This is a genomic window from Bradyrhizobium sp. 172, from assembly GCF_023101065.1.
GTDB classification, from domain to species: Bacteria; Pseudomonadota; Alphaproteobacteria; order Rhizobiales; family Xanthobacteraceae; genus Bradyrhizobium; species Bradyrhizobium canariense_D.
In genome coordinates this window covers 6982431-7007416 of the sequence record NZ_CP064701.1, presented here as the reverse complement: position 1 = coordinate 7007416, position 24986 = coordinate 6982431, and the positions used below count along the sequence as shown (strand labels likewise).

The 24986-nt window shown below is 59.4% G+C and carries 24 protein-coding genes and 1 pseudogene; 22 read left to right on the top strand and 3 right to left on the bottom strand.

Translation table 11 applies throughout. The features are described from left to right. Nucleotides 1-9: 9 nt before the first annotated feature. Together fni and IVB07_RS33280 are read left to right on the top strand one after the other, a co-directional pair. Nucleotides 10-1059: a type 2 isopentenyl-diphosphate Delta-isomerase gene (gene fni, locus IVB07_RS33285; protein WP_247285935.1), complete on the top strand. Its 1050-nt coding sequence runs from the start codon at nucleotides 10-12 to the stop codon at nucleotides 1057-1059. Between the two features lie 1127 nt (nucleotides 1060-2186). Then, nucleotides 2187-2396 (top strand): hypothetical protein, encoded by a 210-nt coding sequence (locus IVB07_RS33280; RefSeq protein ID WP_247285936.1) that lies wholly within the window; start codon nucleotides 2187-2189, stop codon nucleotides 2394-2396. A 728-nt stretch (nucleotides 2397-3124) separates the two neighbouring features. On the opposite strand, the gene IVB07_RS33275 is transcribed toward IVB07_RS33280, so the two are convergent. Further along, on the bottom strand, nucleotides 3125-3715 hold the full coding sequence (locus tag IVB07_RS33275; RefSeq protein ID WP_247285937.1) for a hypothetical protein: 591 nt from the start codon (nucleotides 3713-3715) through the stop codon (nucleotides 3125-3127). 328 nt (nucleotides 3716-4043) lie between these two features. On the opposite strand from IVB07_RS33275, the gene IVB07_RS33270 reads away from it, so the two are divergent. From IVB07_RS33270 to IVB07_RS33220, 11 genes are all read left to right on the top strand, one after another. Next, nucleotides 4044-4364, top strand: coding sequence for an iron-sulfur cluster assembly accessory protein (locus tag IVB07_RS33270; RefSeq protein WP_247285938.1), 321 nt, complete (start codon nucleotides 4044-4046; stop codon nucleotides 4362-4364). Nucleotides 4365-4403: 39 nt separating this feature from the next. Further along, nucleotides 4404-4697 (top strand): NifU family protein, encoded by a 294-nt coding sequence (locus IVB07_RS33265; RefSeq protein ID WP_247412043.1) that lies wholly within the window; start codon nucleotides 4404-4406, stop codon nucleotides 4695-4697. A gap of 18 nt (nucleotides 4698-4715) precedes the next feature. Beyond that, nucleotides 4716-5909 (top strand): cysteine desulfurase NifS, encoded by a 1194-nt coding sequence (gene nifS / locus IVB07_RS33260; protein ID WP_247285940.1) that lies wholly within the window; start codon nucleotides 4716-4718, stop codon nucleotides 5907-5909. Next, a complete protein-coding gene (gene nifT, locus IVB07_RS33255) occupies nucleotides 5906-6127 on the top strand; it encodes a putative nitrogen fixation protein NifT (protein WP_247336471.1) in 222 nt (73 codons plus the stop codon). Before nifS ends, nifT begins: the two co-directional genes overlap by 4 nt. A 474-nt stretch (nucleotides 6128-6601) precedes the next feature. Continuing rightward, the gene (locus IVB07_RS33250; protein WP_247453723.1) at nucleotides 6602-8719 is read left to right on the top strand and encodes a prolyl oligopeptidase family serine peptidase; all 2118 of its coding nucleotides are present in this window, start codon (nucleotides 6602-6604) and stop codon (nucleotides 8717-8719) included. Nucleotides 8720-9107: 388 nt separating this feature from the next. Further along, on the top strand, nucleotides 9108-9347 hold the full coding sequence (locus tag IVB07_RS33245) for a hypothetical protein (RefSeq protein ID WP_247767388.1): 240 nt from the start codon (nucleotides 9108-9110) through the stop codon (nucleotides 9345-9347). Further along, nucleotides 9344-10900, top strand: coding sequence for a nitrogenase cofactor biosynthesis protein NifB (gene nifB, locus IVB07_RS33240; RefSeq protein WP_247377101.1), 1557 nt, complete (start codon nucleotides 9344-9346; stop codon nucleotides 10898-10900). Before IVB07_RS33245 ends, nifB begins: the two co-directional genes overlap by 4 nt. Before the next feature lie 15 nt (nucleotides 10901-10915). Next, the gene (locus tag IVB07_RS33235) at nucleotides 10916-11137 is read left to right on the top strand and encodes a 4Fe-4S binding protein (RefSeq protein WP_247377099.1); all 222 of its coding nucleotides are present in this window, start codon (nucleotides 10916-10918) and stop codon (nucleotides 11135-11137) included. Between the two features lie 1109 nt (nucleotides 11138-12246). Then, a complete protein-coding gene (locus IVB07_RS33230; RefSeq protein ID WP_018457701.1) occupies nucleotides 12247-12567 on the top strand; it encodes a nitrogen fixation protein NifZ in 321 nt (106 codons plus the stop codon). Beyond that, nucleotides 12564-12803 (top strand): nitrogen fixation protein NifZ, encoded by a 240-nt coding sequence (locus IVB07_RS33225; protein WP_018457702.1) that lies wholly within the window; start codon nucleotides 12564-12566, stop codon nucleotides 12801-12803. Before IVB07_RS33230 ends, IVB07_RS33225 begins: the two co-directional genes overlap by 4 nt. An 11-nt stretch (nucleotides 12804-12814) precedes the next feature. Then, nucleotides 12815-13174 (top strand): hypothetical protein, encoded by a 360-nt coding sequence (locus IVB07_RS33220; RefSeq protein WP_247299034.1) that lies wholly within the window; start codon nucleotides 12815-12817, stop codon nucleotides 13172-13174. 851 nt (nucleotides 13175-14025) lie between these two features. Here IVB07_RS33220 and IVB07_RS33215 read toward each other — a convergent pair. Beyond that, the gene (locus tag IVB07_RS33215) at nucleotides 14026-15243 is read right to left on the bottom strand and encodes an IS701 family transposase (protein ID WP_247766832.1); all 1218 of its coding nucleotides are present in this window, start codon (nucleotides 15241-15243) and stop codon (nucleotides 14026-14028) included. A 232-nt stretch (nucleotides 15244-15475) separates the two neighbouring features. Here IVB07_RS33215 and IVB07_RS33210 point away from each other — a divergent pair, with 232 nt between their 5' ends. Beyond that, complete coding sequence (locus IVB07_RS33210) at nucleotides 15476-15811, top strand: hypothetical protein (RefSeq protein WP_247767387.1); 336 nt, start codon at nucleotides 15476-15478, stop codon at nucleotides 15809-15811. Between the two features lie 420 nt (nucleotides 15812-16231). Beyond that, a complete protein-coding gene (locus tag IVB07_RS33205) occupies nucleotides 16232-16381 on the top strand; it encodes a hypothetical protein (protein WP_247299031.1) in 150 nt (49 codons plus the stop codon). A 325-nt stretch (nucleotides 16382-16706) separates the two neighbouring features. Here IVB07_RS33205 and IVB07_RS33200 read toward each other — a convergent pair whose 3' ends face one another. Then, nucleotides 16707-17261: a peroxiredoxin gene (locus tag IVB07_RS33200; protein ID WP_247367911.1), complete on the bottom strand. Its 555-nt coding sequence runs from the start codon at nucleotides 17259-17261 to the stop codon at nucleotides 16707-16709. Between the two features lie 522 nt (nucleotides 17262-17783). Between IVB07_RS33200 and nifH the strand changes: the two genes are divergently transcribed. From nifH to IVB07_RS33165, 7 genes and pseudogenes are all read left to right on the top strand, one after another. Continuing rightward, entirely contained in the window at nucleotides 17784-18674 is an 891-nt protein-coding gene (nifH, locus tag IVB07_RS33195) for a nitrogenase iron protein (protein WP_026233535.1), read from the top strand. A gap of 58 nt (nucleotides 18675-18732) precedes the next feature. Next, nucleotides 18733-19461, top strand: coding sequence for a nitrogen fixation protein NifQ (locus IVB07_RS33190; protein ID WP_247367909.1), 729 nt, complete (start codon nucleotides 18733-18735; stop codon nucleotides 19459-19461). A gap of 587 nt (nucleotides 19462-20048) precedes the next feature. After that, nucleotides 20049-20580 (top strand): annotated as a pseudogene (locus IVB07_RS33185) (hypothetical protein); the annotation flags it as partial. Between the two features lie 119 nt (nucleotides 20581-20699). Next, entirely contained in the window at nucleotides 20700-21032 is a 333-nt protein-coding gene (gene nifW, locus IVB07_RS33180; protein WP_018458226.1) for a nitrogenase stabilizing/protective protein NifW, read from the top strand. A 1079-nt stretch (nucleotides 21033-22111) separates the two neighbouring features. Continuing rightward, the gene (locus IVB07_RS33175) at nucleotides 22112-23224 is read left to right on the top strand and encodes an electron transfer flavoprotein subunit alpha/FixB family protein (RefSeq protein ID WP_247367921.1); all 1113 of its coding nucleotides are present in this window, start codon (nucleotides 22112-22114) and stop codon (nucleotides 23222-23224) included. A gap of 11 nt (nucleotides 23225-23235) precedes the next feature. Beyond that, nucleotides 23236-24543 (top strand): FAD-binding protein, encoded by a 1308-nt coding sequence (locus IVB07_RS33170; RefSeq protein WP_018458224.1) that lies wholly within the window; start codon nucleotides 23236-23238, stop codon nucleotides 24541-24543. 41 nt (nucleotides 24544-24584) lie between these two features. After that, complete coding sequence (locus tag IVB07_RS33165) at nucleotides 24585-24881, top strand: ferredoxin family protein (RefSeq protein ID WP_247367920.1); 297 nt, start codon at nucleotides 24585-24587, stop codon at nucleotides 24879-24881. Nucleotides 24882-24986: the final 105 nt, after the last annotated feature.

Genomic DNA, 24986 nt, shown 5'->3' with positions numbered 1-24986 from the left:
GGAGCGAGCATGAGCGACACCGCCCTGAGCCGGCGCAAGGACGACCATCTGGACATCGTGCTGGACCGACGAACGGCGCCGGCCACGATCGCCCCCGGTTGGGAGTACGTCCGTTTCGAACACTGCGCATTGCCCGAGTTGGACCTGACGCAGATCGACCTGCGCGCCTCGCTGCTGGGCAAGACCATGCGCGCCCCGCTGCTGATCAGCTCCATGACCGGCGGCATGTCACGCGCCGAGGCCATCAACCGGCATCTGAGCGAGGCAGCGCAAGCCTTGGGGATTGCCATGTGCGTCGGTTCGCAGCGCGTGAGCCTGCAATCCCGCAACTCCCAGGGGCTGACGCGCGCGCTGCGCCGCCTAGCCCCAGACATTCCCTTGCTGGCCAATATCGGCGCCGCGCAACTGCGCGAGGCCGACGGCCTGGACCTGGCGCGCCGGGCGGTAGATGCGCTGGAGGCCGATGGACTCATCGTCCATCTCAATCCGCTGCAGGAAGCGCTACAGCCGGAGGGCGACCGCGACTGGCGCGCCGTCCTGGCGCAGATCGCTCGCGCCGCGCGCAGCGTGGGCGTGCCGATCGTGGCCAAGGAAGTGGGGTCGGGCCTGTCCGCCTCGGTGGCCTGTGCGCTCGTTGCGGCGGGCGTGGCGGTGATCGATGTCGCCGGCGCCGGCGGCACCAGTTGGGCCGCGGTGGAGGGCGAGCGCGCCCGCGATGCCGCCGACCGTACAGTGGCAATGGCGTTCGCCGATTGGGGGATTCCGACCCCAGCCAGCCTGCAGGCGGTACGTGAGGCGCTGCCAACGGTGAAGCTGATCGCGTCGGGCGGAATCCGCGACGGCGTCGACGTGGCCAAGGCCATTCGCCTGGGCGCGGACATGGCCGGGCAGGCGGCCGGCGTGCTGCGCGCGGCTACGGTATCCACCGAGGCGGTTGTCGCGCATTTCGAGATCGTCATCCGCCAGTTGGCCGTCGCCTGCTTCTGCACCGGCTCGGCTGATCTGGCGGCGTTGCGTCACGCGCGCTTGTTGCCATCGGCGCATCTGCCCGCCGGTTGATGGCGGCGTCGTCCGCACTTGCGGCGGGCGCCTAGTCTTACTCAGCCAGAAAGTCGCGGATGCGGGGATTCGCGGTGGTGGCGGATTTGCTCGGGTGCTGCTTCGTGCCAGGGAAGCGCCCCGCCATGCCCGACTGGACAGCCGAGAGTGAAGCCGCATTCGGCGCCTATGTCGATGCTTTGATCGGGGTGATCGGCCACGCCGAACGAGCTGAGCCCCTGACGGGGCCGGAACAAGGTGCGCCGGGAGACCGGCAAGGAGTAGATGGTGCAAGTCCATTGCAATGAAGGAGTAGCGATCGACCCCGAGTCATGGGCGATCCGTCGTGAGGAGACTTTCTGTGGTGTCAAACAAGGTTGTTAGGCTCAAGCAGTTTGTCAGCATCGTTTTGAGACAAAGCGGTGGCGGTGGAATGAAGGTTACGATCGAGGGCGGAACGAATTTGACGACACATGCCGGAGGAGGTCCGCATAGACAAAGAGCTGGGAGAGCCTGTTCGACGGCGACATCTTGCTTGTCGATGCGCCATACCAAGAAGATCATGGCAGCGCTGCAGAGCGCGGTCGTGAATCATGAGGCGGAGACATATGCCCTTCTCGCCGGTTTTGCCCGGACTGCCATACACTCCGACCGGTCAGCGACTAGACGACACGCCGGATCCGAACCGTCTGCGGCACCATTGAGGTTCGCAATCCCCGATTGCCATCCAGGGCCGATCGAACGACACCGGAGCTGATGGAACTGATGGCGCGGCTAGGAAGCATGCTGCCCTAGCGGCAGGCGCCAAAGGTGCTGGCCGATTCCTGCCGACTGAACCGACCGAGACGCATGCGATCGTGCGCAAGGTACGATCAGGATCGGCAAGCGGCTCGACGACCAGGTCATGCAGGAAACTGGCGTGCGAGGTCCCAAACGGATGACCGATGGCACCTTGAGATGCAGCTTCCCGGAGCTCGGCGCAAAGAGTTCGTCATCAGCATCGATACGGCGTACGTTCGTAGCGCCTGATCAACATTCGGCGCGAATTTTCGAGCTCGTCGTGGCCAGATGCGCCCGCGGGGGACGGGGAGAAAGGGGCGGTTGCTATTTCTTAACCGGCAGCACCGACCATCAGGCAATCCGCGATCGTGCTCTTCGCCCTCTCTAGGAAGTCGGAATATCGCGGCTTTGGGGATGTGACGGTGATCTCGGACGGGGCCGAAATCTTAAAGCGGCTGCCCCGCGCCATGCCGAAACCAACGACCCACATCATCGACTGGTTTCATATTGCCATGGAGATCCAGCCCATACAGCAGATCGCCGATCGCATCGTACGATTCCGATCAGGCCCTTTTTGAGTGCTTCCAGCCATCGGCAGGGACGTCAGAACTGTGAAGTGGCGTCTGTGGGATGGGCGGGTCGGCCGCGCGATTCGCGACCTCGAGCAACTTCCCAGGACAGACTCAGTTGCGACATGCTGCATAGCTTCGCTTCGTTCTCACAACATTGAAGACGTGCGGCAAAGTCTGCTCAGCTATCGCTTGGCCTGGCTCGACCAACCGGCACCCCGCCGTCGCGTTTTACGGCTCTGCGGAATTGCATGTACGAGGCAAACCGCTTGACACTGGCTCCCTGGGTTCTCTCGAACGATGCAAACGTGTGCGTTACTCAGTCCTCGGTTCGGTCTCCATCATTCATGGGCGCAGCTCGTTGATCGGTTGGCGAGCATCGAACGCGCGACATCTCTGCGCCACGCAGGCTGGCAAAGGCCTGGAGCACAGCGCCAAAGCCGAACCATACATCGGCGATCCGCCCTCTGAAATGTGACCGCGACCATCAGCCGATCAGCATTGGATTGTCCTGATCCCCATGGATGCAGTCAGGCGCACGGTCGTGGCCAGCCGCCCCTCAGCGCAGTTGACGACAGTGCTCTTGGCCGACACACGACTAGCAGAGTGGCGGTGTGATCTCCCGAAAGGGAGGCCGGTAGTCCATCACCAGGGTTTGTCAGAGCCAGTCCCGGTGAAGCGGGCGCAGTGACTCTCTCCGCGGCATAGTCGTCGAGCTGGCGAGAGAGAGGTCTGCCTCAGACGGGGCGGTTTTCGCTTCTGTTTTTCACCGGCTCCATTTTGGCCAGGCCGTCCTCGTATGAAACTTCCCTGTATGATCCACCGATGTCCTTGGCCGCGTCGAGCAGGTAGTCGAGCCTACCGGCCGTACCGAGCTTCTTGATGTCATTCTTGTCGACGCCGGCGAGGTCCATCATCTCCTTCCAGACAGTTGATTCGTCGCAAGGCAGAATGCGGAAGGTGATGTCGCCTATCTTGGTGCGGTACTTCGCCAGCAGATCAATGTTGTTGCAGAAAATGAAATAGCTGCCTTTGGGGCTCAGCCTGCCATCCAGAACCTTTGCAGCCTCAGGTAGATACCCGAACGAATGCAGATATCCGGCAAGGACTGGGATAGTCGGTTCGCCTTCCTGCGCGATTGCAAGAACTTGTTCAATGGAATAGTCCGGCGGTCGTTTTTCGTCGGCGAGCTGGGCTTGGAACTTCAGCGCGATGTCGCCCCGAAATCCAAATCGCCCCGGCTTCGTTGTCTCGGTCTTAAGCACCGCATTCAGCAACCGCCCCTCCTTGTCCAACTGGCCAAGAGCGGTGTTGTCGATCGACGTCATGGAAGGCTCCTCATCAATCTGTCGTGTACATGCATCGCCAATGCGGCGTGTCCGCTGACCTTATGCAAGTTGTTTGCCGTGCGCCCATGTCTGCAGCGACGCACACGGTAAGCGGCGGATTGGCGCAATGTGCAGGGATAATACGTGCTGGCACCATCACGAGGTCTCGGCCGGATAAGGGCGGGACGCCCGAAAACCGCCTGTCGCAAATCAGACAGGTCGCAAATCGAATGGTCGCCGCGTTCAAAACCAATGGACTTCAGCTGCATCTCGATTGGCATGGGATTTGCGAATTGTGCCTCCGACAGAAACTGAGAGCGAGCCAGAAATGATCAGCCTAACGGATAGCGCCATCAACGCACTGAAGGCCGCAATCTCCTCGACGGCCCAGCCGGCAAGCGGTTTGCGGGTCATGGTCGAAGGCGGCGGTTGCCAAGGGTTCACGTACAAAATGGGTCTTGCTCATGAGCCGGTCTCCGATGAGCCCGTGTTTGAGCATGACGGGATCAAAGTCTTCGTCGACAAGGCGAGCCGGGCGCATCTCAACGGTACCACGATCGATTTCGTGGTGTCGCTCGAAGGATCAGGGTTCCGCTTCGATAACCCAAATGCCAAATCGAGCTGCTCCTGCGGCAAATCGTTCAGCTGAGCCGCCTTCGGACCATTCGCAATGGAAGGAGCATCGAACATGGGCCTGAAGGCTGAACGAACGAAGCAGTCTTCGAGTGCAGAGGCTTCCGATCGCGAGCGGATTGTCCGTGCCGTGCTCGATGAGATTCGGCCAAGCCTCAGGCGTGATCGTGGGGATTGTGAGCTCGTCGAAATCGAAGGCAACAAGATCATGGTCAGGCTCACCGGCGCCTGCATGTTATGCAAGCTCGCGAGAACGACGCTCGCGGCCAATCAGGCGCGCCTGATCGAGCGGCTCGGCGAGTTCGTCCGCCTGATCCCGCTCGCCGCGGCTGCCAAAGAGGGGCCTTAAGTGCAGAGCGGACAGTCCGTGCAGCTGATCTACCTGGATAACAACGCGACGACCCGTGCACATCCATCGGTAGTCGCGTCAATGCTGCCGTTCTTCTCTGGGCAATTCGGCAATGCGTCGTCCGGGCATGCATTCGGCACTGAGGTTGCGCTCGCATTGAAACAAGCGCGCCGGAAGCTGCAGGCCCTCGTTGGCGCGGCATTCGATCACGAGATCGTCTTCACCTCGGGCGCGACTGAATCCGACAACACCGCGATCCTGTCCGCGCTCGCCGTGCAGGAGGGACGCGACGAGATCGTCACTACGGCCGTTGAGCATCCAGCCGTGTTGTCGCTTGCCGAGGAGCTGGGCCGACGCGGAATCAAGACCCATGTCATTCCGGTCGATGCAAGCGGCCGATTGAACATCGAGGCTTATCGCAACGCATTGTCGAGGCGGACGTCAATCGCCTCGGTCATGTGGGCCAATAATGAGACCGGTACGATCTTTCCGGTGAAATCCCTGGCCAAGATGGCGCGCTCAGTCGGCGCGCTCTTTCACACCGATGCGGTCCAGGCGGTCGGGCGGATTCCGATTGACCTGAAGACTACGGACGTCGACATGCTGTCGCTCTCCGGCCATAAGCTCCATGGTCCGAAGGGGATCGGCGCGCTGTATGTGCGCAAGGACACCAGGTTCCGACCGCTGATCTTCGGCGGCGCACAGGAGCGGCATCGCCGCGCTGGCACCCAAAACGTTCCGGGCATTATTGGGCTGGGCAAGGCGGCGGAACTCGCTGCGGCACACCTCATACAAGAGCAGACGCAGATTGGCATGCTTCGCGACCGGCTGGAGCAAGGCATACTCGCTCTCGGCTGTTGCATCGTGCTTGGTGATATCAAGAACCGCTTGCCAAACACGTCCAACATCGCATTCGAGCATCTCGAAGCAGAGGCCATCGTCGACCACCTGAACCGCAACGGAATTGCTGCCTCGCTCGGTTCAGCCTGCGCGTCCGGCTCGATGGAGCCGTCCCATGTCCTGCGCGCGATGAGAGTACCACCGGCCTTTTTGCGCGGTGCGGTTCGCTTCTCGCTGTCGCGCGAGACGGCGCCGGATGAGATCGATCGTGTCCTGCAAGTCCTGGCGGACATCAATGCCAAACAGAGAGCCTTGTGGCGTGCGTGTCAGGAGCGCGCGGGCGAGAGCTCACAAGTTGCGGAGCTCCTATGAAGGTCATGATTCGCCGTTCGCCCGAGACGGGGCTTTCGATTTATGTGCCCAAGAAGGATCTTGAGGAGTCGATTGTCGAATGTGAGCACGAGACGCTGTGGGGTGGTTGGATTAGAATCGCGAACGGGTGGGTGCTCGACCTACCCGCGATGGCGAGTGACACCATCCTTCCAATTACGATCAATGCCAGGAAGCGCGACGGCGAAGCAACCGAATGATGAATGCTGCGACTCCACAGAACCTCGCCAAACCAGCGGATGCGGAAGCTGTTCTTGGCGCAGCGGTCCGGCCTTTGCGAGGAAGGCCACATCAATCCCTGGCTTTGGCTTGGCGTGGTCGAAGGTTCCAGCCGAACCTGCCGATGACTCCGGAAGCGCTCGAACCGTCCTTGGGACCCAAGATGGCGCCGACGCATGGTGTCAAACGCAATACTCGGCCTAGCCTGCACTGTTGGGCAACGAGATGGCGTTGCCGGGGAGGCCTCGCGACGGCCCATTGTGCTGACATCGCCAGCCCGGTCGTTACATTCCGCACATCTTCATAGCGTTAGGCCAATCGCTGCAACTCCGCAAAATACAGTTTCGAGAGGATTGGATCTCGCACCGGGCCAAGTCGTAGCTCGCAAATCGTGATGCAACGGTCGCGATGCAAATCCTTGAATCAGTCGAATTGCGCGAAGACTAAGGTTGTAAATGACGCATCGTCATACAAGGAGCGTCGACGACTCGCGAACTGGAAGGCCAACGCCCTCCGCTCCTGACGATGATCCCTATCTGTGGTTGGAACAAATAGAAGGCGCGCGGGCGCTGAACTTCGTCGAGCGGCAGAATAGCAGAACCCTGGAGGTGTTTGGCGGACCCGCAGCCGAACGAGACAGAGATGCGCTGACAGCGATTTACGACCGACCTGACAATATTCCCTATGTCAGCCGGCGCGGCGAGTATCTCTACAATCTCTGGAGGGACGCCAATAATCCACGCGGCCTCTGGCGGCGAACCACTCTGGAAGAGTATCGCAGGCTGAAGCCATCATGGGACATCCTGCTCGACCTCGATCAACTTGCGGTCAGCGAAGGCAAAGACTGGCTTCTGAACGCCACGGCCGCACCGCCTGGAGATCACTCGCGATGGATCTTAAGTCTATCGCGCGGCGGAAGCGATGCCGTCACCTTGCGTGAATTCGACTCAGACACGAAGCTCTTCATCCACGACGGCTTTGTCTTGCCGGAAGCCAAAGGCAGCGGCGTATGGCTCGATTTTGATACGCTGGTGTTGTTAAGCTCCCATGGTGACGGCATGGCCGCGACCACCGGCTATGCGCGCACCGTGAGGCTGTGGCGGCGTGGTACGCATGTTGACAAAGCGGCAGTGATCTTTGAGACCAAGGCCGCTCATGTGTCAGTCGGTTGCAGTGTTGACGACACTGTCGTGCCGCCCAGGATCTGGTTCCTCGATGCGACAGACGTCTCCAATTGCGTGGTCTGGCTGGGCGATGAAACGGGAGCCAAGACGAGGCTCGATTTGCCAAGTAACATCTGGATGCGGTCGCATCGCAACTGGCTTGCCCTGAAGCCGCGCGAATCCTGGTCTGTGGCAGGGCACACCTATGCCGCGGATACGGTGCTCGTCATCGCGCTGCCGGCATTCCTGGCGGGCAGCCGCCAGTTCGACATTCTCTTCGAGCCGGGCCCGCGCCGTGCGCTGCAGAGCTTCTTTTGGAGTGCGGGCAAGCTTGTGCTTTGTATTCTCGACAAACTCCGCCCAGTGTTCGAGATCTGCACTCCATCCGATCATCGCTGGAACCGCGAGCAATTGGGCGGGCTTCCTGATCTTGGCGTCGTCGACATCTGGTCTCTCGATCGCGATCCGTCCGAGAGCAATGGTGACTTGCTGGCTCACGTCGAGGATCCGCTCACCCCGCCGTCTCTCATCCTGCTGGAGCGGGGCGTGGGCAGTCCCGCCGTGCTGAAGCAGGCGCCGAAGACGTTTGCCGCGGAGCACTGCGTGGTCACGCGGCACGAGGCCGTCTCGATCGACGGTGAGCGAATTCCCTACCTACAGACCGGGCCGGTCAGACAGACCGGCAACGCGCCGGTCCATCTGAGCGGATATGGCGGGTTTGGAATGTCCGTGAAACCGTATTACAATTCCGCGCTCGGTAAGCTTTGGCTTGACTGCGGCGGCACCACGGTTCAGGCAAATTTGCGCGGCGGCGGTGAGTTCGGCACGCGCTGGCACGACGCCGGCCGGCTGGCCGGCAAGAGATTGTCGCATGACGATTTCGCAGCCGTCGCCGCCGATCTCGTTAAGCGCGGCGTGACACAGGCCAAGCGGATCGGGGCCGAGAGTGGATCGAACGGCGGCATCCTCATTACCAACATGCTAACGCGATATCCTGGGCTCTTTGGCGCACTGTTCTGCACCGTCCCGCTGATCGACATGCGCCGCTACACCAAACTGCTCGCCGGGGCGAACTGGCTCGCCGAATATGGCGATCCCGACAACGCTGAGGAGTGGGAGTGGCTGAAGACCTATTCTGCCTATCATGCTGCAAGACCCGGGCAGTCCTATCCACCGATCCTGATGGCCACCAGGCGGCGGGACGATCGCGTCCATCCCGGACATGCGCGCAAAATGGCAGCGAAGCTGCAGGCGATGGGCTATGAGGCTTATTTATACGAGCATGCCGCCGGCGGCCACGGCTGTGGCAAGGACAACAGGGAGCACGCCGGCTTGTTGGTGCTGGGCCTGCGTTTCCTGAAGAGCAGGATCGGCTGGCTGGATACCGAGGACGGGAGCGACGTAGTGTAGTTGTTGGACGGCAGTTCGTGCGATGTCGACCGAGGCGGCTGCAGCTTTACGAATCTGAGGCGTCCACACCCGCACCACCTATTCGAGATGCCTACCAACGTTTGGACGCACGGTCCAATTCGTGGCCGTCGGGACTCTGGGCACCAGGCGTTTCTCTTCACCTGCCCGACAATGCGTCCGGAGTGTCAGGAAAGGGCCCGCGTGATCTTCACGACATAGGTCGGTAACGGGTTTCTTGTCTGCATCTAGGAAGCATCGCCGGTTCAAGTTGTCCTTCAAAGCGTCCGGAACGTCTTTTGCGGATTGTGCTTTGCATACGCGTCACATTTCGGCGACAAGATCAACTTTCAACGACACCAGCCGCCATGCTCTTTGCTCAAGGGCATAGATGAACCAGCGTACCGCCCTCGTAATAGCGCTGCCGGGCGCTGTTGTGATCGCAATTCTGTCAGCTTTCGAACATGAGTTGATAAAACGGACATTCGAACGGACGGTGCCTAACTGCTTGACGCGAAACACAAATACGTTTGTGGCAGGTATGGCACGCCAGTTGCTCTTGGCTTTTCAGAAACGACTCTGGGGATGCTTGCTGGAAGGATTCGGCTTGCGAAGAGAATTGGAAAAATGAGTACTTCAGCGCAACACCAGGTAGCCTGCGGCGGCGGCGAGATCAGCGAGACCATGCAAGTCATGGCTAAGCACAACAGCTGCGGTACGGTCGGTGGGAGCGGCAAGGCCAGGTGCCGATCTCAGGCCGGCATCGGCAATGTGCCAAATGAGGTCTGGGAAAAGGTGAAGAACCATCCCTGCTACAGCGAGGAGGCGCACCATCATTATGCCCGGATGCATGTCGCCGTCGCACCCGCCTGCAATATCCAGTGCAATTACTGCAATCGTAAATACGATTGCGCAAACGAATCGCGCCCCGGCATTGTCAGCGAGAAGTTGACGCCGGAGCAGGCCGCCAAGAAGGTGCTGGCGGTCGCTTCCGCCATCCCTCAGATGAGCGTGGTCGGCGTTGCTGGCCCTGGCGACCCCCTGGCGAATCCGGACAAGACATTCAAGACCTTCGAGCTCGTCAATAAACTCGCGCCAGATATCAAGCTGTGCCTCTCGACGAACGGTCTGGCGCTAGCTGATCATGTCGACACGATTGCAAGACTTAAGGTCGATCACGTGACGATCACGATCAACATGATCGATCCCGATATTGGCGCAAAAATCTATCCCTGGATCTTTTACCGCCACAAGCGCTACACCGGCATTGAAGCTGCAAGCATCCTCAGCAATCGGCAGCTCCAGGGCCTGGAGATGCTCACCGCGCGCGGCATCCTGTGCAAAGTCAACTCGGTGATGATTCCCGGGATTAACGATCAGCATCTGGTTGAGGTTAACAAGGCCGTGAAGTCGCGCGGCGCCTTCCTGCATAACGTGATGCCGCTGATTTCGTCACCCGAGCACGGCACCGTGTTCGGTCTCAGCGGGCAACGCGGCCCGACCGCACAGGAAGTGACAGCATTGCAGGATAGCTGCGAAAGCGAGATGAACATGATGCGTCACTGTCGCCAGTGCCGCGCCGACGCCGTCGGACTGCTCGGGGAGGACCGCGGCGCCGAGTTCACCATGGAAAAGATCATGGCCATGGACATCAAATATGATGAACAGGCCCGAAAGGAGTATCAGGCCAAAGTCGAGAAGGCGCGCATTGCAAAGCTTGCGGCCAAGCAGGAGCAGCTTGCTGGGCTTGCCAGCGCGTCCAGCGAAATCAAGGTGCTGGTGGCGGTTGCAACCAAGGGCTCGGGATTGATCAACCAGCACTTCGGTCATGCCAAGGAGTTCCAGATCTACGAGCTCTCAACTTCGGGCGCCAAATTCGTTGGCCATCGTCCTATTCATTCCTATTGCCAGGGCGGCGATGGCGAGGACAGCAAGCTCGAAATCGCCATCGATGCCATCAACGACTGCCATGCCGTGCTCGTGTCAAAGATCGGCGGCTGCCCGAAGGCCGAATTGATCAAGGCCGGAATCGAGCCGGTCGATCAGTACGCCTGGGAGTTCATTGATGGCTCGGCGATCGCCTGGTTCAAACTCTATCTCCATAAAGTCAATGAGGGGAAGATCAAGCACGTTGAGCGGGTCGATCCGGCTGCCCGCCGCAATGCGCTGATTTCCGCCGCCTGAGGATGGGTTCAGACAATGCCGTTCAAGATCATCGCCTCGCAATGCACGGGCTGTTCGGCCTGCGAAACGCAGTGCCCGAACTTCGCTATTTCCGAGCGAGCCGGCGTTTTCCAGATCGATCCTGAGAAATGCACCGAGTGCGCCGCCTACTTTGATGAGCCCCAATGCGTGGCGGTTTGCCCGGTTGACAATACATGCGTGCTTGATACGGCGCTGCCGCGTCACCAGGCTGCTTGAGGGCCACGATGGATGTCACTACGACACTCGTTCAGAAACTCGGGCGGATGATGCTCCGCCTTCACGAGGCGCCGGCCACGACTTTCCCCTTCTCAGACCGGGTGGACGGCTCTCCCTGGTCGCTAACCTTTTCGCCAGTTGTCGACCCATATTCTGGCAACGCGCACGTGGGCGGGAGCGCTCGAGCTATTCCTGTCGACCCGAAGGCCGCTGTCTTGGGCGTCAAGGATCAATTTCGCCGATGGACCCACAAAGGGCTGACCCGTCTTCCACGATATCAATCCAGTCATGTGCGGCCATCATTGAACAGGCGACATTCATGCCCGAGGCCTTCTTCAGTTGGTCATCCGAGAGAGGGCGTCCTCACCGAGCCGTGTCTTGGTCGCACGGTATCGAGCCGGCTAAGCATCATCACAGGGCGACAGGGCTATCCTATCACCTCGATGAAGGTGCAGAAATACACCTGCGCCACGGCAGGGCGTTCGGACCCGATCACGTGATGCGGAAACGAATTTCCTGCCACCGGTGCGGTCGGCGCCACCAAGTTGGAATTCGGCTGCTATGAGAGCACCTCGTGCGGGTCTTCCTGTTCTCGCTCAACGCCTATTGCCGACTTGCAGGTGCGTCTCGGGCAACCCGGCGAAGGACGGCAACTGTCGGAGGCTGCTGGGGCTTTGTCCGGCGGACGATGCTAGCGCCAAGGTGTTGTTGGGCGAGCGTATGGGCGGGACCGTGAGTGATCACGTCCACAATGCCCTCGGTTGGCGGGGTAATCAGGTCGACTCTGTCAGCTGTGCGCATCCCGCGCTGAAGCACGCGGCTCGCGGCCGGCTCAAGCACGCCCGGCTCGATGACAGACGCGCGTGCCGCGTCGACGGCTTCTTCAACATCAACGATGGGCTCACGGATAGTTGTCTCGATCGTCTCGATTTTAGGCTGCGGGCATTGATGTTGCTGCACCGGGATCCCGACAGGCTCATGCAATCCGCGACCCCAAGCGCCGCCGTGCGGGAATGGAGGGGGTCCATCGAGCATCATGATAGGGCGGTTCGTAAGCCCGGGCGCTCGCGAGGCGCGGTACAGTTGAACCATGGAGCGGGGACGGCAGCATGAGCAACATCGCCCGTGATAGTGACATCGTCGAGCTGACGGACGCCCCCTTCTTTGATTATGGTGACAACGTGCGGGCCAACCGCACCATCCGCAACGACGGCACCTATGTGGGCAAGGAGATCGGTGAGGTTCTGGTCAAGAAAGGGGAGCTTGGCTATGTCGTCTCGATCGGCACGTTCCTGCAACAATTTTATATTTATGGAGTCGAATTCCTCGGCTCCGGCAATCGCGTCGGCATGAAATGCAAGGAGCTCGATCTAGTCTCGCCAAGCCACGAAGGCGAGGAGCCGTTCTTGCCAGGAGCGGCACCCCGATGATCGAACCAAGATCGCCAAAATACCGGTCAGGCCAACGTGTCAAGGCGGCAATCGATCTGCTCAACGACGGTTCCTTTCCCGGCGCGTCGGCCGAAGAGTGTCTGGTCAGCGTCGGGTATATTGGTCAGATCGTCCAGGTCGGTCGCCATACGGGAGCGAACCTACCCATTTATATGGTCGACTTCGGCAAGCAGTTGGTGGTTGGCTGCCTCGAGGCAGAAATCTCTGCAGTCTAGGATATCGCGCAATGAACGCAGCAATCATCAGACGACATCATTCCGGATTGCCTGCGCATCCCAACGAGCTCGACCGGTGGCGGATCGTGCGCGCGCTGAAGAAGCGCGAGCACTACCGATATGTCTCGCCAAAGGTGACAGCGGTTGCTGGTGGCTATCTGGTCGAGAGCCCGTGCTGCTCAGGCAATATCAATGCGGAGGGCGGCCTCGTCGACGTCGCGCTGCTGCACCACGATAGGACTGCGGCGGCATGGCAGCTGCTCCGCAAAGATCACCGCAGGGGCCTTTGGGAGTGGCATTCAACCCATCAACGGCTTGGCCTGGCGACAGCGGTTCTGAACGCCGACCCTGAACGTTTGTTCTGGCAATAGATCGTGGAGATGGTGCTCGAAGGCGCCTTGACGGAGATCGAGTAGACGCTCGCCGCTATTCATACAGCCTCTGAGCCCTGCCTGACGCTCCGGCAGAAAGCTCCACATCTTGCCTGGATTTGTTGCGAGGCGTCCGAGATGACGCAGAATCCGTTCCGCCGGGTTGGAGGTTCGACCTGCATCTACTCGACAGTGAAGGTCACTGTTACAGATCACGAATGATCCGCAGCGCGCCGGCATTGTGCTGGCCAAGCGCTCTGGCAAATCGATCAAGCAATCGCCTGCCGGTGCCAAGCTCACACAGGACGGCTAGGCCCGCGGGTTGCTTGCCATGCCGTAGTGCCCGGCCCGGGAATATCAGGATCAGGTCGCTCGCTCGTCCATCGGGTCCATAAGACGGGGACAGGCGATGGTCTCCCAGAACTGTTCGCTGAGGACGGAATCGCCTGGGAACGTCAACGTGGCTTATTAAACCAAGGATACTGCGGTAGATGAAGTTTGGATCAGCGAGCCGTGCTCGATCTGCTGACGAGGAATAACGCTCAGGCTTTGTAAGATGTGCCTTTGTGAGTACTCGCCCTTAGGTCCACCGCCGTGCACTCGCCGTGAACGCCGGTTGGTGATGCGCGCGCAAGTGAGGCAGTGCGACTGTCCCGGCCTATCCGCTCTACTCCATCATTAGCATTACAGTTGGCTTTTTGCTTTGAAATGCGCGCGCTGAGCGATCGCTTGGTGAGCTCTGCGCCAGAGTGACCATGCGATGATGTGCGCGGGTTGGATCCGCTTTCGAGCGAGCCTGACGGCGATGCGCCGGACTTCCTGGATTGACCATCGGATCAACGACGGCGTGGCTATGCTTTGGTTTTTGCTGTGGTTCGACGTTTGGTTTTTTTTGGCGGCGGCGGATTGGCATGATGTCGGATCACCGCCATCATGGCGAAGGCGAGCATCACCATAGACACGTGGCGATGCCAGCCATGCCAGGATCTGCTCTCGTTGTGATCGAGCCCGAATTCGTTTTTCGCGGTTTCAAAGCTGTCCTCGATCGCCCACCGATGGCCTTCGACCGCGACCAGCGTTTCGATGGATGTTCCCGCTGGACACCAGGTGGTGAAGAAGGCGAGATCGCCATCGGCGATACGACGACGGATCAGCAGACCGCGTGTCCAAACGCCAGGATTTTCGTCGTTTGATTCTCCGACCAGATCGGCCAGTTCGAGATAACACCAATCATGCAGCCGTGGTCCTTTGGTTCCGTCCCCTGCCGACAGGCGTTTCCAGTCGGACGAACGCCGCGTCGAGGCGATGTCCGCGGCGGCGCCAGAGACTGATCGCCGCTTGCCCCAGGAATGAAATACATGAGCGCTGCTGACCCCGAGTACATAGCCTTTGCCTGCGCGACGTAGTTGCTGTTCGATATCGCCAACGCCGTAGACTGTATCACCCGCAACCCACTTGAATGGGACAGACGTGGCTATCGCGCGTGCGATCATGCTCGTCGCAAGCTTTGGTTTGGTCGCAAAGCCGACATCGGCACGCACATATGCGGTTTCCAGACGATCCGGATCGTCGGTCCATTCCTTCGGAAGATACAGCGCGCGATCGATGAACGCATGACCGTGGCGCGACACGTAGGCGGCGAAGACGCCGATCTGGCAGTTCGTGATCTTGCCGGCGGAACCAGTGTATTGCCGCGCCACCCCGCAAGACGCCTTGCCTTGCTTGAGAAAGCCGGTCTCGTCGATCACGAGCACCGCATCGTCATCCGCCAAATGCTCGATGACATAATCGCGCACGATATCGCGCAGACCATCAGCATCCCAATCCCTGCGACCCAGGATCGCCTGTTGCCGCCAAGGACCGGGATCGCCAGCTGCCTCCGCGCGCATCCAACCAGTCTTGCGTTGCTCATCTCCGAGCAGACCTTCCAGAAACAAGCCTGCATTCCTCGCAACACGATCTTGATTGAACAACGGACGTATCCGTTTCTTGATCTCACGAAGCGACGCCGCCCACAGCGCAAGCGTCTCTTCAATCGACGCTGCCTGCGTCCATGATCTTCGAATCATGGTTGCCCATGGATTCAGAAATCCTCAGAAAGGGCAACTGTAATGCTAGTATTCGGGCTTGGAAATATCATACTACAAACTACTGAGTGAAGTCGGCGCGTTCAAGCAGAAGCGCTTTTCGAGTTGTTGTTTCGAAGACGCATCGAGTGTCTCATCTCTATCGCTTGCTTCCATGTTGAAGGTGCTGACGTGCACGTGGAAAATCAGGTTTGTCACGCGAATAAAGATCCAGATGACAGAGGACAAATTCGCGTGTAGTTCCGGTTCTTATCTCAAAGAGAAAAATCCGCTTGAATGGTTGTCGATGACCATTGATATGGTAATGGGAAGCAGTTGCGTCTTCGCCAAAAACAAGACGCTCCAGGTAGATGTGCAAAGCGAAATCGGAGAACACGTGGCAAAAAGCACCAAGCGCAAAGAGTATAGTAAGGATGACGTCAAGCTGCTCAAGGCGCACTCAAAGGCCCGCACCCCTGTAGCTAGGGTTTCAAAGCTTATGAAGCGATCCGAGGGCTCTCTAAGACAGAAAGCACGTACCTTGGGGATTGGCTTGGGTCACCAGCGCTGATATCCGCCTTAATGTTCGGAAATTGACCGGCGTAATGATCGAGACGGCAAGGCGGCTTACGACCGCCAGGCCACCCGATCGCTTCAGGTGCCTGCGCCCAAGAGTCAGCTCGCGCCATGAACGAGCTGACCGATTTCCTGATAGACCGGCTCACTTGGCCTAAAACTCGTCGAGTCATGGTTTTAATCAGGGACTGATAAGCCCGACTCGTTCGTCTCATAGTGCGGCTTACATCGGTCAATATAGATTTATCGAGCCCGGAAATACGGTCCGCGAGCGTGCCGGCGGATCATCATCCCGGCCGGTAGACGTCATTCGGCGCTGAGCTATCTCCCTCTCCCTCCATCCTTATCGAGGCGCGACTACTGGAACCCTAGTTGCCCCGAAGAGGGAGCTTGGCCCGAGTCCGTGGGTGCCGGCATGTCGGCCTACAGCATTAGCGGCCTGCGGCTGACGCAGATCGCTCCGATGATGCTGCGGGCCGGCAAGGCGCAGAAAGAAGGGAATAGCCGCGGTCCGGCCTATGGCGACAACATAAAGGAACTCCGGCAGGAGATGTGCGTCGAGTAGGCGCAGAAGCGTACAAGTATTTTGTATGTTCATGCGTAGCCGCCTCGGCATCCTCTTGTATGCGGGATTTGTTATGAGGTGGGCAAGAGCGGTGGTGAACCTTGTTCATCGTCATCATCGAGACCGTCGATTGGCCGCCACGACTGCCGCGCGCGGACAGCGCGGCGGCCGCGGTAGACTCGATGGTGGCAATGAGATTTGAATTGCGTGCCGCACTCGCTAGCAGCAGGCCGCATTTGCGGTAAGATCGTCCGTATCCAGAAACGATTGAATCTGACGTCCTTAATTCGGGAGCTGCTCCTTGCTGCACTTTCGATATGTTGCCTCAGGCAATTTTAAGCGTGTCGCCGCCGATTTCGCGGTTGCAAGGGCAGAGCTCATTCGTCTGTATCGCATCCAGAACGCGTAACGTGTCCGTCGGGCTGCGGCCGACATTGAGGCTTGTCGCATAGACATGCTGGACCGTGTTCTCAGGATCGACGATGAACGTGTAGCGATGCGCGATGCCATCACGCGATCGCACTCCAAGGCCATCGACCAGTGCGCCCTTGGTGTCCGCAAACTGCCAGATCGATAGACGGTGCAGATCCTTGTGCTCACGCCGCCAAGCGAGCTTGCAAAACTCGTTATCGGTCGAGCCACCAAGCACGATTGCATCGCGATCGGCGAAATGCTTGGACAGGCGAGCAAACTCAGCGATTTCGGTTGGGCAGACGAATGTGAAATCCTTCGGGTAAAAGAAGATGACTTTCCATTTTCCGGGGAAACTCCTCTCAGTCAGCGTCTCGAAGGCGCTCTGCCCGTTCTCCTCTGGCAGGTGAAACCCGGGCTTCACGCCTGTGATGTCGAACGGCGGCAACTTACTTCCAATTCCAGGCATATTGTCCTCACAGCATCGCGTCACACGGAAACAGCGTTCCGCGACTGGCAAAGCAAGCGATATGCCATCCCGCTGATGGCAAGTCCCATCATGCCGGTCGTGGAACATTCGCCTTTGATGATGGCGGTGTCCTCGGACCCTATCTGCACCGTGTGGTCTCCTCAATTGACTGGGCCCGGCATTCCCGTTGCGCGCTCCTTCGCCCGCCTCTCGCAGGGGAATCCACGCGCCCCGCTTTGTCGGTTTTCTGTCAGAGCCCTTGCCGCTGTCGGGTCCACCACAGCTTCCGGTCTCGGGCGCTGCGCTATTAGTCAAGCCTAATCAGATGCTTAACGCGCGTGCGAACGAATGGCACGCCAGTTGCTAACTGAATGCAGCAACAAGGAGTGAGGGCTGAGGGCACGCCGACGCCGATGGCGAGCGATGGCCTCCTTCCCGAAACCCGTGTGCCCACGTTTCTGAGAGAGAAACAGCCTCGCGCGTTCGGCGCGCAAAATTGGCAATCGGTTGATGGAGAGCAACATGTCTTCGCTGAGACAAATCGCGTTTTATGGCAAGGGTGGCATCGGCAAATCGACAACGTCGCAAAATACGCTGGCGGCTCTTGCTGAGCTGGGCCAAAGGATTCTCATCGTCGGCTGTGATCCCAAAGCGGACTCGACTCGCCTCATCCTGCACGCCAAAGCGCAGGACACCATTCTGAGTCTGGCGGCGAATGCCGGCAGCGTTGAGGACCTCGAAATTGAGGACGTCATCAAGCTCGGCTACAAGGACATTCGATGTGTCGAGTCCGGCGGTCCAGAGCCGGGGGTCGGGTGCGCCGGAAGAGGCGTGATCACTTCGATCAACTTTCTGGAGGAGAATGGCGCCTATGAGGACATCGACTACGTCTCTTACGACGTGCTGGGCGACGTCGTCTGCGGCGGCTTCGCGATGCCTATCCGCGAGAATAAGGCACAGGAAATCTACATCGTGATGTCCGGCGAGATGATGGCCATGTATGCCGCCAACAACATCTCCAAGGGTATTCTGAAGTATGCGAATTCCGGCGGCGTGCGCCTCGGCGGCCTGATCTGCAACGAGCGCCAGACCGACAAGGAGCTGGAGCTGGCAGATGCTCTTGCCAAGAAGCTCGGCAGCCGGCTGATCTACTTCGTGCCACGCGACAATGTCGTGCAGCACGCGGAGCTGCGCCGCATGACTGTGCTGGAATACGCGCCAGAGTCCAAGCAGGCGGATCACTATCGCAATCTCGCGACCAAGATCCACAATAATGCGGGACAAGGCGCCATCCCGACGCCAATCAGCATGGACGAGCTCGAGGATATGCTCATGGAGCACGGCATCATCAAGCCTGTCGACGAGAGCCTGGTCGGCAAGACCGCCGCCGAGCTCGCCGCTGTTTCGGCATAGTTCATCTTGTCGGCCTTCTCGACCGGGGAAGGCCGACATCGTCCACTGCGGGACCTTTATGATTGGCACACAAAGCGAATTTGCCAATACAGTGTCATCTCCTGTATCAGCAGCTCACGTCGCCGAGCAGCGCAATGCGAGTGAGCTCTACGGGCTTCTGACCGGGCGCCATCCAACAGAAGTCGACATCAGCGACGATAACGATTTCGATCGCCATGTGCTCGCTTGCGTTCTCGCCGCATCCGCTATGGATGGCGGCCAACTTCCCGAACGGGCCGGCTTGACTAACCAGGAGCTCGATGCGCTGTTGGTGCAATACTTTCCATCGACGCCGATCAGGAGTTGTACCTGGCGCGAACAGTCCGCGTTACCGGCTCCTGACGAGACGATTATGGTGCGAGACCTCCTGCTTGCGCAACGTTCCACTCATGGAGAGGTCGGCGGCTGGCTCGCGACGATGATCGCGCGGCGCGCGATGGAGCCTAATCACCTGTGGGAAGATCTCGGTCTGCGGGAGCGGGACGAATTGTCCCGCCTCCTGATGCGCCATTTCGGGCCGCTGGCGGCTCGCAACACCAAGAACATGCGGTGGAAGCGCTTCTTCTATCGCACGCTATGCGAAGATGACGGTCTGGTGATGTGTACCACGCCGGTCTGCACGGAATGCAATGATTTTGATCTTTGCTTCGGCGAGGAGAGCGGGGAGAGCCGGATGGCCGGACGCCGGCGGGATCATCTGCGTCGTCTCGATGACTCCGTCCAAGCCATCCGAAGTTCGCAGGGCTGAGCTCATATTGGATGCCCGCTCCTCGGCGCGAGTCCCGGTGTATCGGACCAGCTTTCGGCCAACGGTCACATGACCGGACTGAGGGTTTGAAAAGACACCGGGTAAACAACTTCGCGCAGGCAGCCTAAGCAGGACGCGGCGGCGCCTGATCATCGGGCTTGATAACTGGTGGATGCGACCGTCACATTTACCGCCCCAATGTTCTATGTTGACGCGCGATCGAGGCCAACATCCGGCCTCTCGATCGCGCCCGCTGACTTTTTACGAACGACGACTTGTGGTTGGACGACCGGATGGCTCAAGAATCCTCTTCGATCAGCGCCGGGATGCACGCGCCTTTCCCTGAAGTGTTGCAGCTTGAGGTCAGGCCCGAACCGTTGCCCGGCTGCCAAGCTTCCAAGCTCGGCGCCTGCCTTCAGCTCGGTCGCAAGCGCAGCGGACCTGGCGCTCCGCCGTTTCCACCCTGGCGGATTTGCGACACACCGGACTAATCTGAAATTCGACGTCATTCACAAGTTCTCGGGAATTCGAGCGGTTTGGCACAGCAGTTGCTGTTCAGCTTCCGGAATAAACCTACGGAGCCGCTGATGGCGTTAGCTGCCGCAATCACCGCGCCCGACAAAGATCAGTCGAGGTCCATAGTCCTTAATGACACCACCTTGCGCGACGGCGAACAGACACCGGGCGTGGCCTTCGCGACACCGGAAAATGTCTCGATGGCGACCCGCGGATGTCGATGCGGAGATCGAGGCCGGTGTTTCGGTGGTAATCCTATCGATTCCATCGTCGGACGCGCAGATTGCGGCGAAACTCGGTGGCGCCGTTTGGCCGTGCTGGAGCGGGTGAAGCGCGTCGTGGCCCACGCTCGCGACAAGGGACTGGGTGTCGCGCTAGGTGGCGAAGACTCCTCGCGTGCCGATGTCAACTTCCTGATCGACCCACCGCATTGTGATCGGCGAGCATTCAGAGCTTGCCGCTATCACTTCGCTGTTGTCCGACTTGCAGCTTTCGGTCACCGCCGACGAAACCCAAACCATTCTCGCGCGCGTTCGCAAGCATGCCGTCGAGCACAAAGGCCCGGTTTCCGAGGAAACGGTGGTGGCGATGTGGCGCGACATTCATGAGAGATCGCTCCTCAACGGAGGGCGATCAGGTGGTCAGCCATGCGCTTCGCGCGATCAGGTTGGAACATTCGGGCCAGGACGGCTTCTGGTCGCGGATCTAGATGGAGGTTGAGAATGACGACGGACGGGATCCTTTCGCAATTGAACAAGGCCTCCGCGGCAGAGGAGTTTTTTGCACTGCTCGGCGTCGAGTACGATGCGAAAATCATCGACGTGGCGCGGCTTCATATTCTGCGTCGCATGGGTGAATATCTCGCGGGCGAGGAGTTTACCGGTGCATCCGATCCCGACATCGCCTTGCGTTGCAAGGCCACGCTCGAGCGCGCCTATGCCGATTTCGTCACGTCCTCCCCGATCGAACAGCGCGTGTTCAAGGTCTTGAAGGATGCGGCCGCACCACAATCGAACAAGCATCCAGAATTGGTGCAGCTCGGTTCTTTGGAGTGAATTCAGTTTATATCCACACTCGGCTCCCTAAGAGCCAATCACGGCTCAGCGCTGATATTTCCGTCGTTTCAAGCTGGTGCCCATGGTGCACCTATCTCCTGCAATTGTACGCCGGCAGCGGGGAGCACATATTTGGCGAGGTAAGAGCACCAAGATGCGGATGACTGTCTTCTGTCGCATTCTGGACATAGGTCCAGCACCGTGTCGAATGTTCCGATCCTCGTGAGAGGCTGCCAATCCGATTTCCTTCAGTAAGATTCTGTATTGGCGGTCAATTTTCATCGTCTGCGCAATTGGTACGACAATTGCTGACATTTACTCAGCTAGTCTGGAGAAACGAATGCACATCTTGGTCCGCATCGAGTTTGTTTTTGACGCCGCGCAGTTTCGCGCGCGCTGCCTGTCGACACAATGATACGTCGCGACGCCAAAGCGATGGTTGCATATTCCGGCCCGGCTGAGCTGAAAGCTGCGCTTGATCCGCGCCAAAGATTCGTCGACGAAATCACTCCCGCTGGCCGATCTATGGCCGAGGTTTTCCGGGCGGCGCCCTTGCTCTCCGGCGCTGGTCGCGCGGCGCCGTTGACGGGCGGCTTCACCGCCGGCCCTCGTGCCCTCGCCAAGAGCTGCGGGCGTGTCGCTGCAATCGGAAATATTGCGAGGGCATTCGGAGTAATGGATCGCGTTTTCACCGGCAAGCTCGCGGCCGGCAATGGGACCAGCCGAGCCTCTGGCAGGTCCTCGGTCTGTTCCAGCTCGGTTGCATCTCGAAGATGAGGGGGAACAATCGATCGGATCGAGTGACCGCGCGGCTGCGTGCCTCACTAGTTCCATTGCCAAACGGTGACCCAGAATGCCGAACCGGGAAAGAACGCCCAAGCGCGTGCTTCCTGGCTCGTCGATCAAGAGTCCAGCAACGGGTGTCTGGGCCCCGCGCTGCTGCCAGGCAGTGTTGAAAAAATGGCGGCGGGCACGCGGCCGAACTTTAACTGAAGCAATCTTCACCCGCGAATTCAAAGCTGGAGGCGGAGCACGCTTCGCTGGCGAGCCGCTACCGAACACGGATGGGAGTACAGATGATGAGCACCGCACCCAAAAGCGCAGCTCCGGCCGCGGGTGGTGGTCGCGCGGCGACCAAGAGGGAGCTGCCCGAACGATTCAAGGCTTATAGGCACGTCTGGGTCTTCATCGAGCAGGAACGCGGGATAGTGCATCCCGTCTCCTGGGAGCTGATGGGTGCCGGCCGGCGGCTCGCCGACAAGCTCAACGTTGACCTCGCCGCGGTTGTCATCGGCCCGGTCGGAGAGACAACGCAGCAGGCGATCGCCGAATCCTTCTGCTACGGCGCCGACCTCGCCTATATCGTCGCGGATGATCTCTTGGCCGATTATCGCAATGAATCCTACACCAAGGCCCTCTCAGAGCTGGTCAATACGTACAAGCCGGAAATCCTACTCCTAGGGGCAACCACACTGGGCCGCGACCTCGCCGGCTCAGTGGCCACCACACTGCTCACCGGTCTAACTGCCGACTGCACCGAGCTCGATGTCGATGCCGACGGCTCGCTTGCAGCGACCCGGCCGACGTTTGGCGGCTCACTATTGTGCACGATCTACACACTGAACTATCGTCCACAGATGGCAACCGTCCGTCCGCGCGTGATGCCGATGCCCGAGCGCGTGACCGGCGCCGTCTGGCGCGTCATCTCGCATCCGCTCGGGCTTGTAGAAAAAGACATCGTCACGAAAGTGCTGTCCTTCCTCCCGGACCGCGATTCTACAAAGTCCAATCTTGCCTATGCCGACGTGGTCGTCGCTGGAGGGCTCGGTCTGGGATCGCCTGAGAACTTCCAACTGGTACAGCAGCTCGCGGACGTGCTTGGCGCCGAATATGGCTGCTCGCGGCCGCTGGTCCAGAAGGGCTGGGTCACCTCGGACCGACAAATCGGCCAGACCGGGAAAACCATTCGGCCAAAGCTTTATATCGCGGCCGGTATTTCCGGCGCGATCCAGCATCGCGTTGGCGTGGAGGGGGGCGACCTCATCGTTGCCATCAACACCGACAAGCACGCTCCGATCTTCGACTTCGCCCATATCGGCATCGTCACCGACGCCATTCGACTTTTGCCCGCGTTGACCTCTGCATTCCGCGCGCAGCTGTCGCCGCACTCGCACGACCGCATCGCTGGCTAGGGGAGCTTGTTATGATCGAGGAAAGATTCGACGCGATCGTCGTCGGTGCTGGGATGGGCGGGAATGCGGCGGCGCTTACCATGGCCGAGCGGGGCCTAAAAGTGCTGCAGCTGGAGCGCGGCGAGTATTCGGGGTCGAAGAACGTGCAAGGCGCCATCCTCTATGCCGACATGCTGGAGAAGCTGATCCCGAATTTCCGAGAAGATGCACCGCTTGAGCGGCATCTCGTCGAGCAACGCTTCTGGATCGTGGACGAGCGTTCGCACACGGGGATTCACTATCGCTCCGATGATTTCAACGAGGAGAAGCCGAACCGCTACACCATCATCCGCGCGCAGTTCGACAAATGGTTCTCGCAGAAGGTCCGCGAGGCCGGCGCCACGGTGCTGTGCGAGACCACGGTGACCGAGCTCCTCCAGGATTCCCATGGGAGGGTCGTCGGGGTGCGCACAGACCGAGATGGGGGTGAAATCCATGCAGACGTCGTCGTGCTGGCCGAGGGGGTAAACGGAGTGCTCGGGACGGGTGCGGGCTTGAGAGGGCGGCCGAAACCGGACAAGGTCGCACTCGCAGTCAAGGAGATGCATTTCCTGTCGCGCGAGACAATCGATGCTCGCTTCAATCTCAAAGGCGACGAGGGGCTCGTCATCGAAGCCGCCGGAACCATCTCCCGCGGCATGACCGGTATGGGCTTCATCTATTCCAACAAGGAATGCATATCGCTCGGTATCGGCTGTCTTGTTGCCGATTTCCAGCGTACTGGCGAGACGCCTTACGGCCTCCTCGAGGGCTTCAAGCGTCACCCGTCCGTCGCGCCGTTGATCGAGGGTTCGGAAGTAAAGGAATATTCCGCGCATTTGATCCCCGAAGGTGGATACAGAGCGATCCCGCAGCTTTGTGGTGACGGCTGGGTCGTTGTCGGAGACGCCGCCCAGCTCAACAACGCCATCCATCGCGAGGGGTCCAATCTGGCGATGACGTCGGGCCGTATCGCCGCGGAAGCGATCTGTCTTATCAAATCGCGAAATGATCCGATGACGGCCAAAAATCTTTCGCTTTACAAAAAACTCCTGAATGAATCCTTCGTGATCAAGGATCTGAAGAAGTACAAGGATATGCCGGCACTGATGCACACCCACTCGCAGAACTTCTTTCTCACATATCCGCAGCTCTTCTCCAAGGCGATGCAGGATTACGTGCGCGTCGACGGCACACCAAAGCTTGAGAAAGAGAAGCTGATGCTGAGCTCGTTCATCAAGGCGCGGTCGTGGAGTGGATTGTTCAGCGATGCCCTGCGCATTGCCCGGGCCTGGCGGTGATCATAAACCAAAGACAACGACGAATGACGGAGCCAGAAACAATGCCGAGCGAGCCATCCCAACGTGTCGAAGACAAACTATTCTACAACCGCTATCTCGTTGATTCCGGCCGCGCCCATATCAAGGTGCGGCCGCACACCACACCTTCGTCGCGGCTCTTATCGATGCTGAAGGCCTGCCCTGCACGGTGCTACGAGCTCAGCGATAAAGGTCATGTTGAGGTGACAGTCGACGGGTGTGTCGAGTGCGGCACCTGCCGGGTGATCTGCGAAGAAAGTGGTGATATCGAGTGGAGCTACCCACGTGGCGGTTACGGTGTGCTATTCAAATTTGGTTAAAGCTTCGGGGTAGGGGCTGATTGGCAGGCTGCGGCGTTGTGGCGGTACAACGAGATCACGCGCGAGTTTGAGATTTCACCTGATTCAATCGAGTCCCGATCTTTC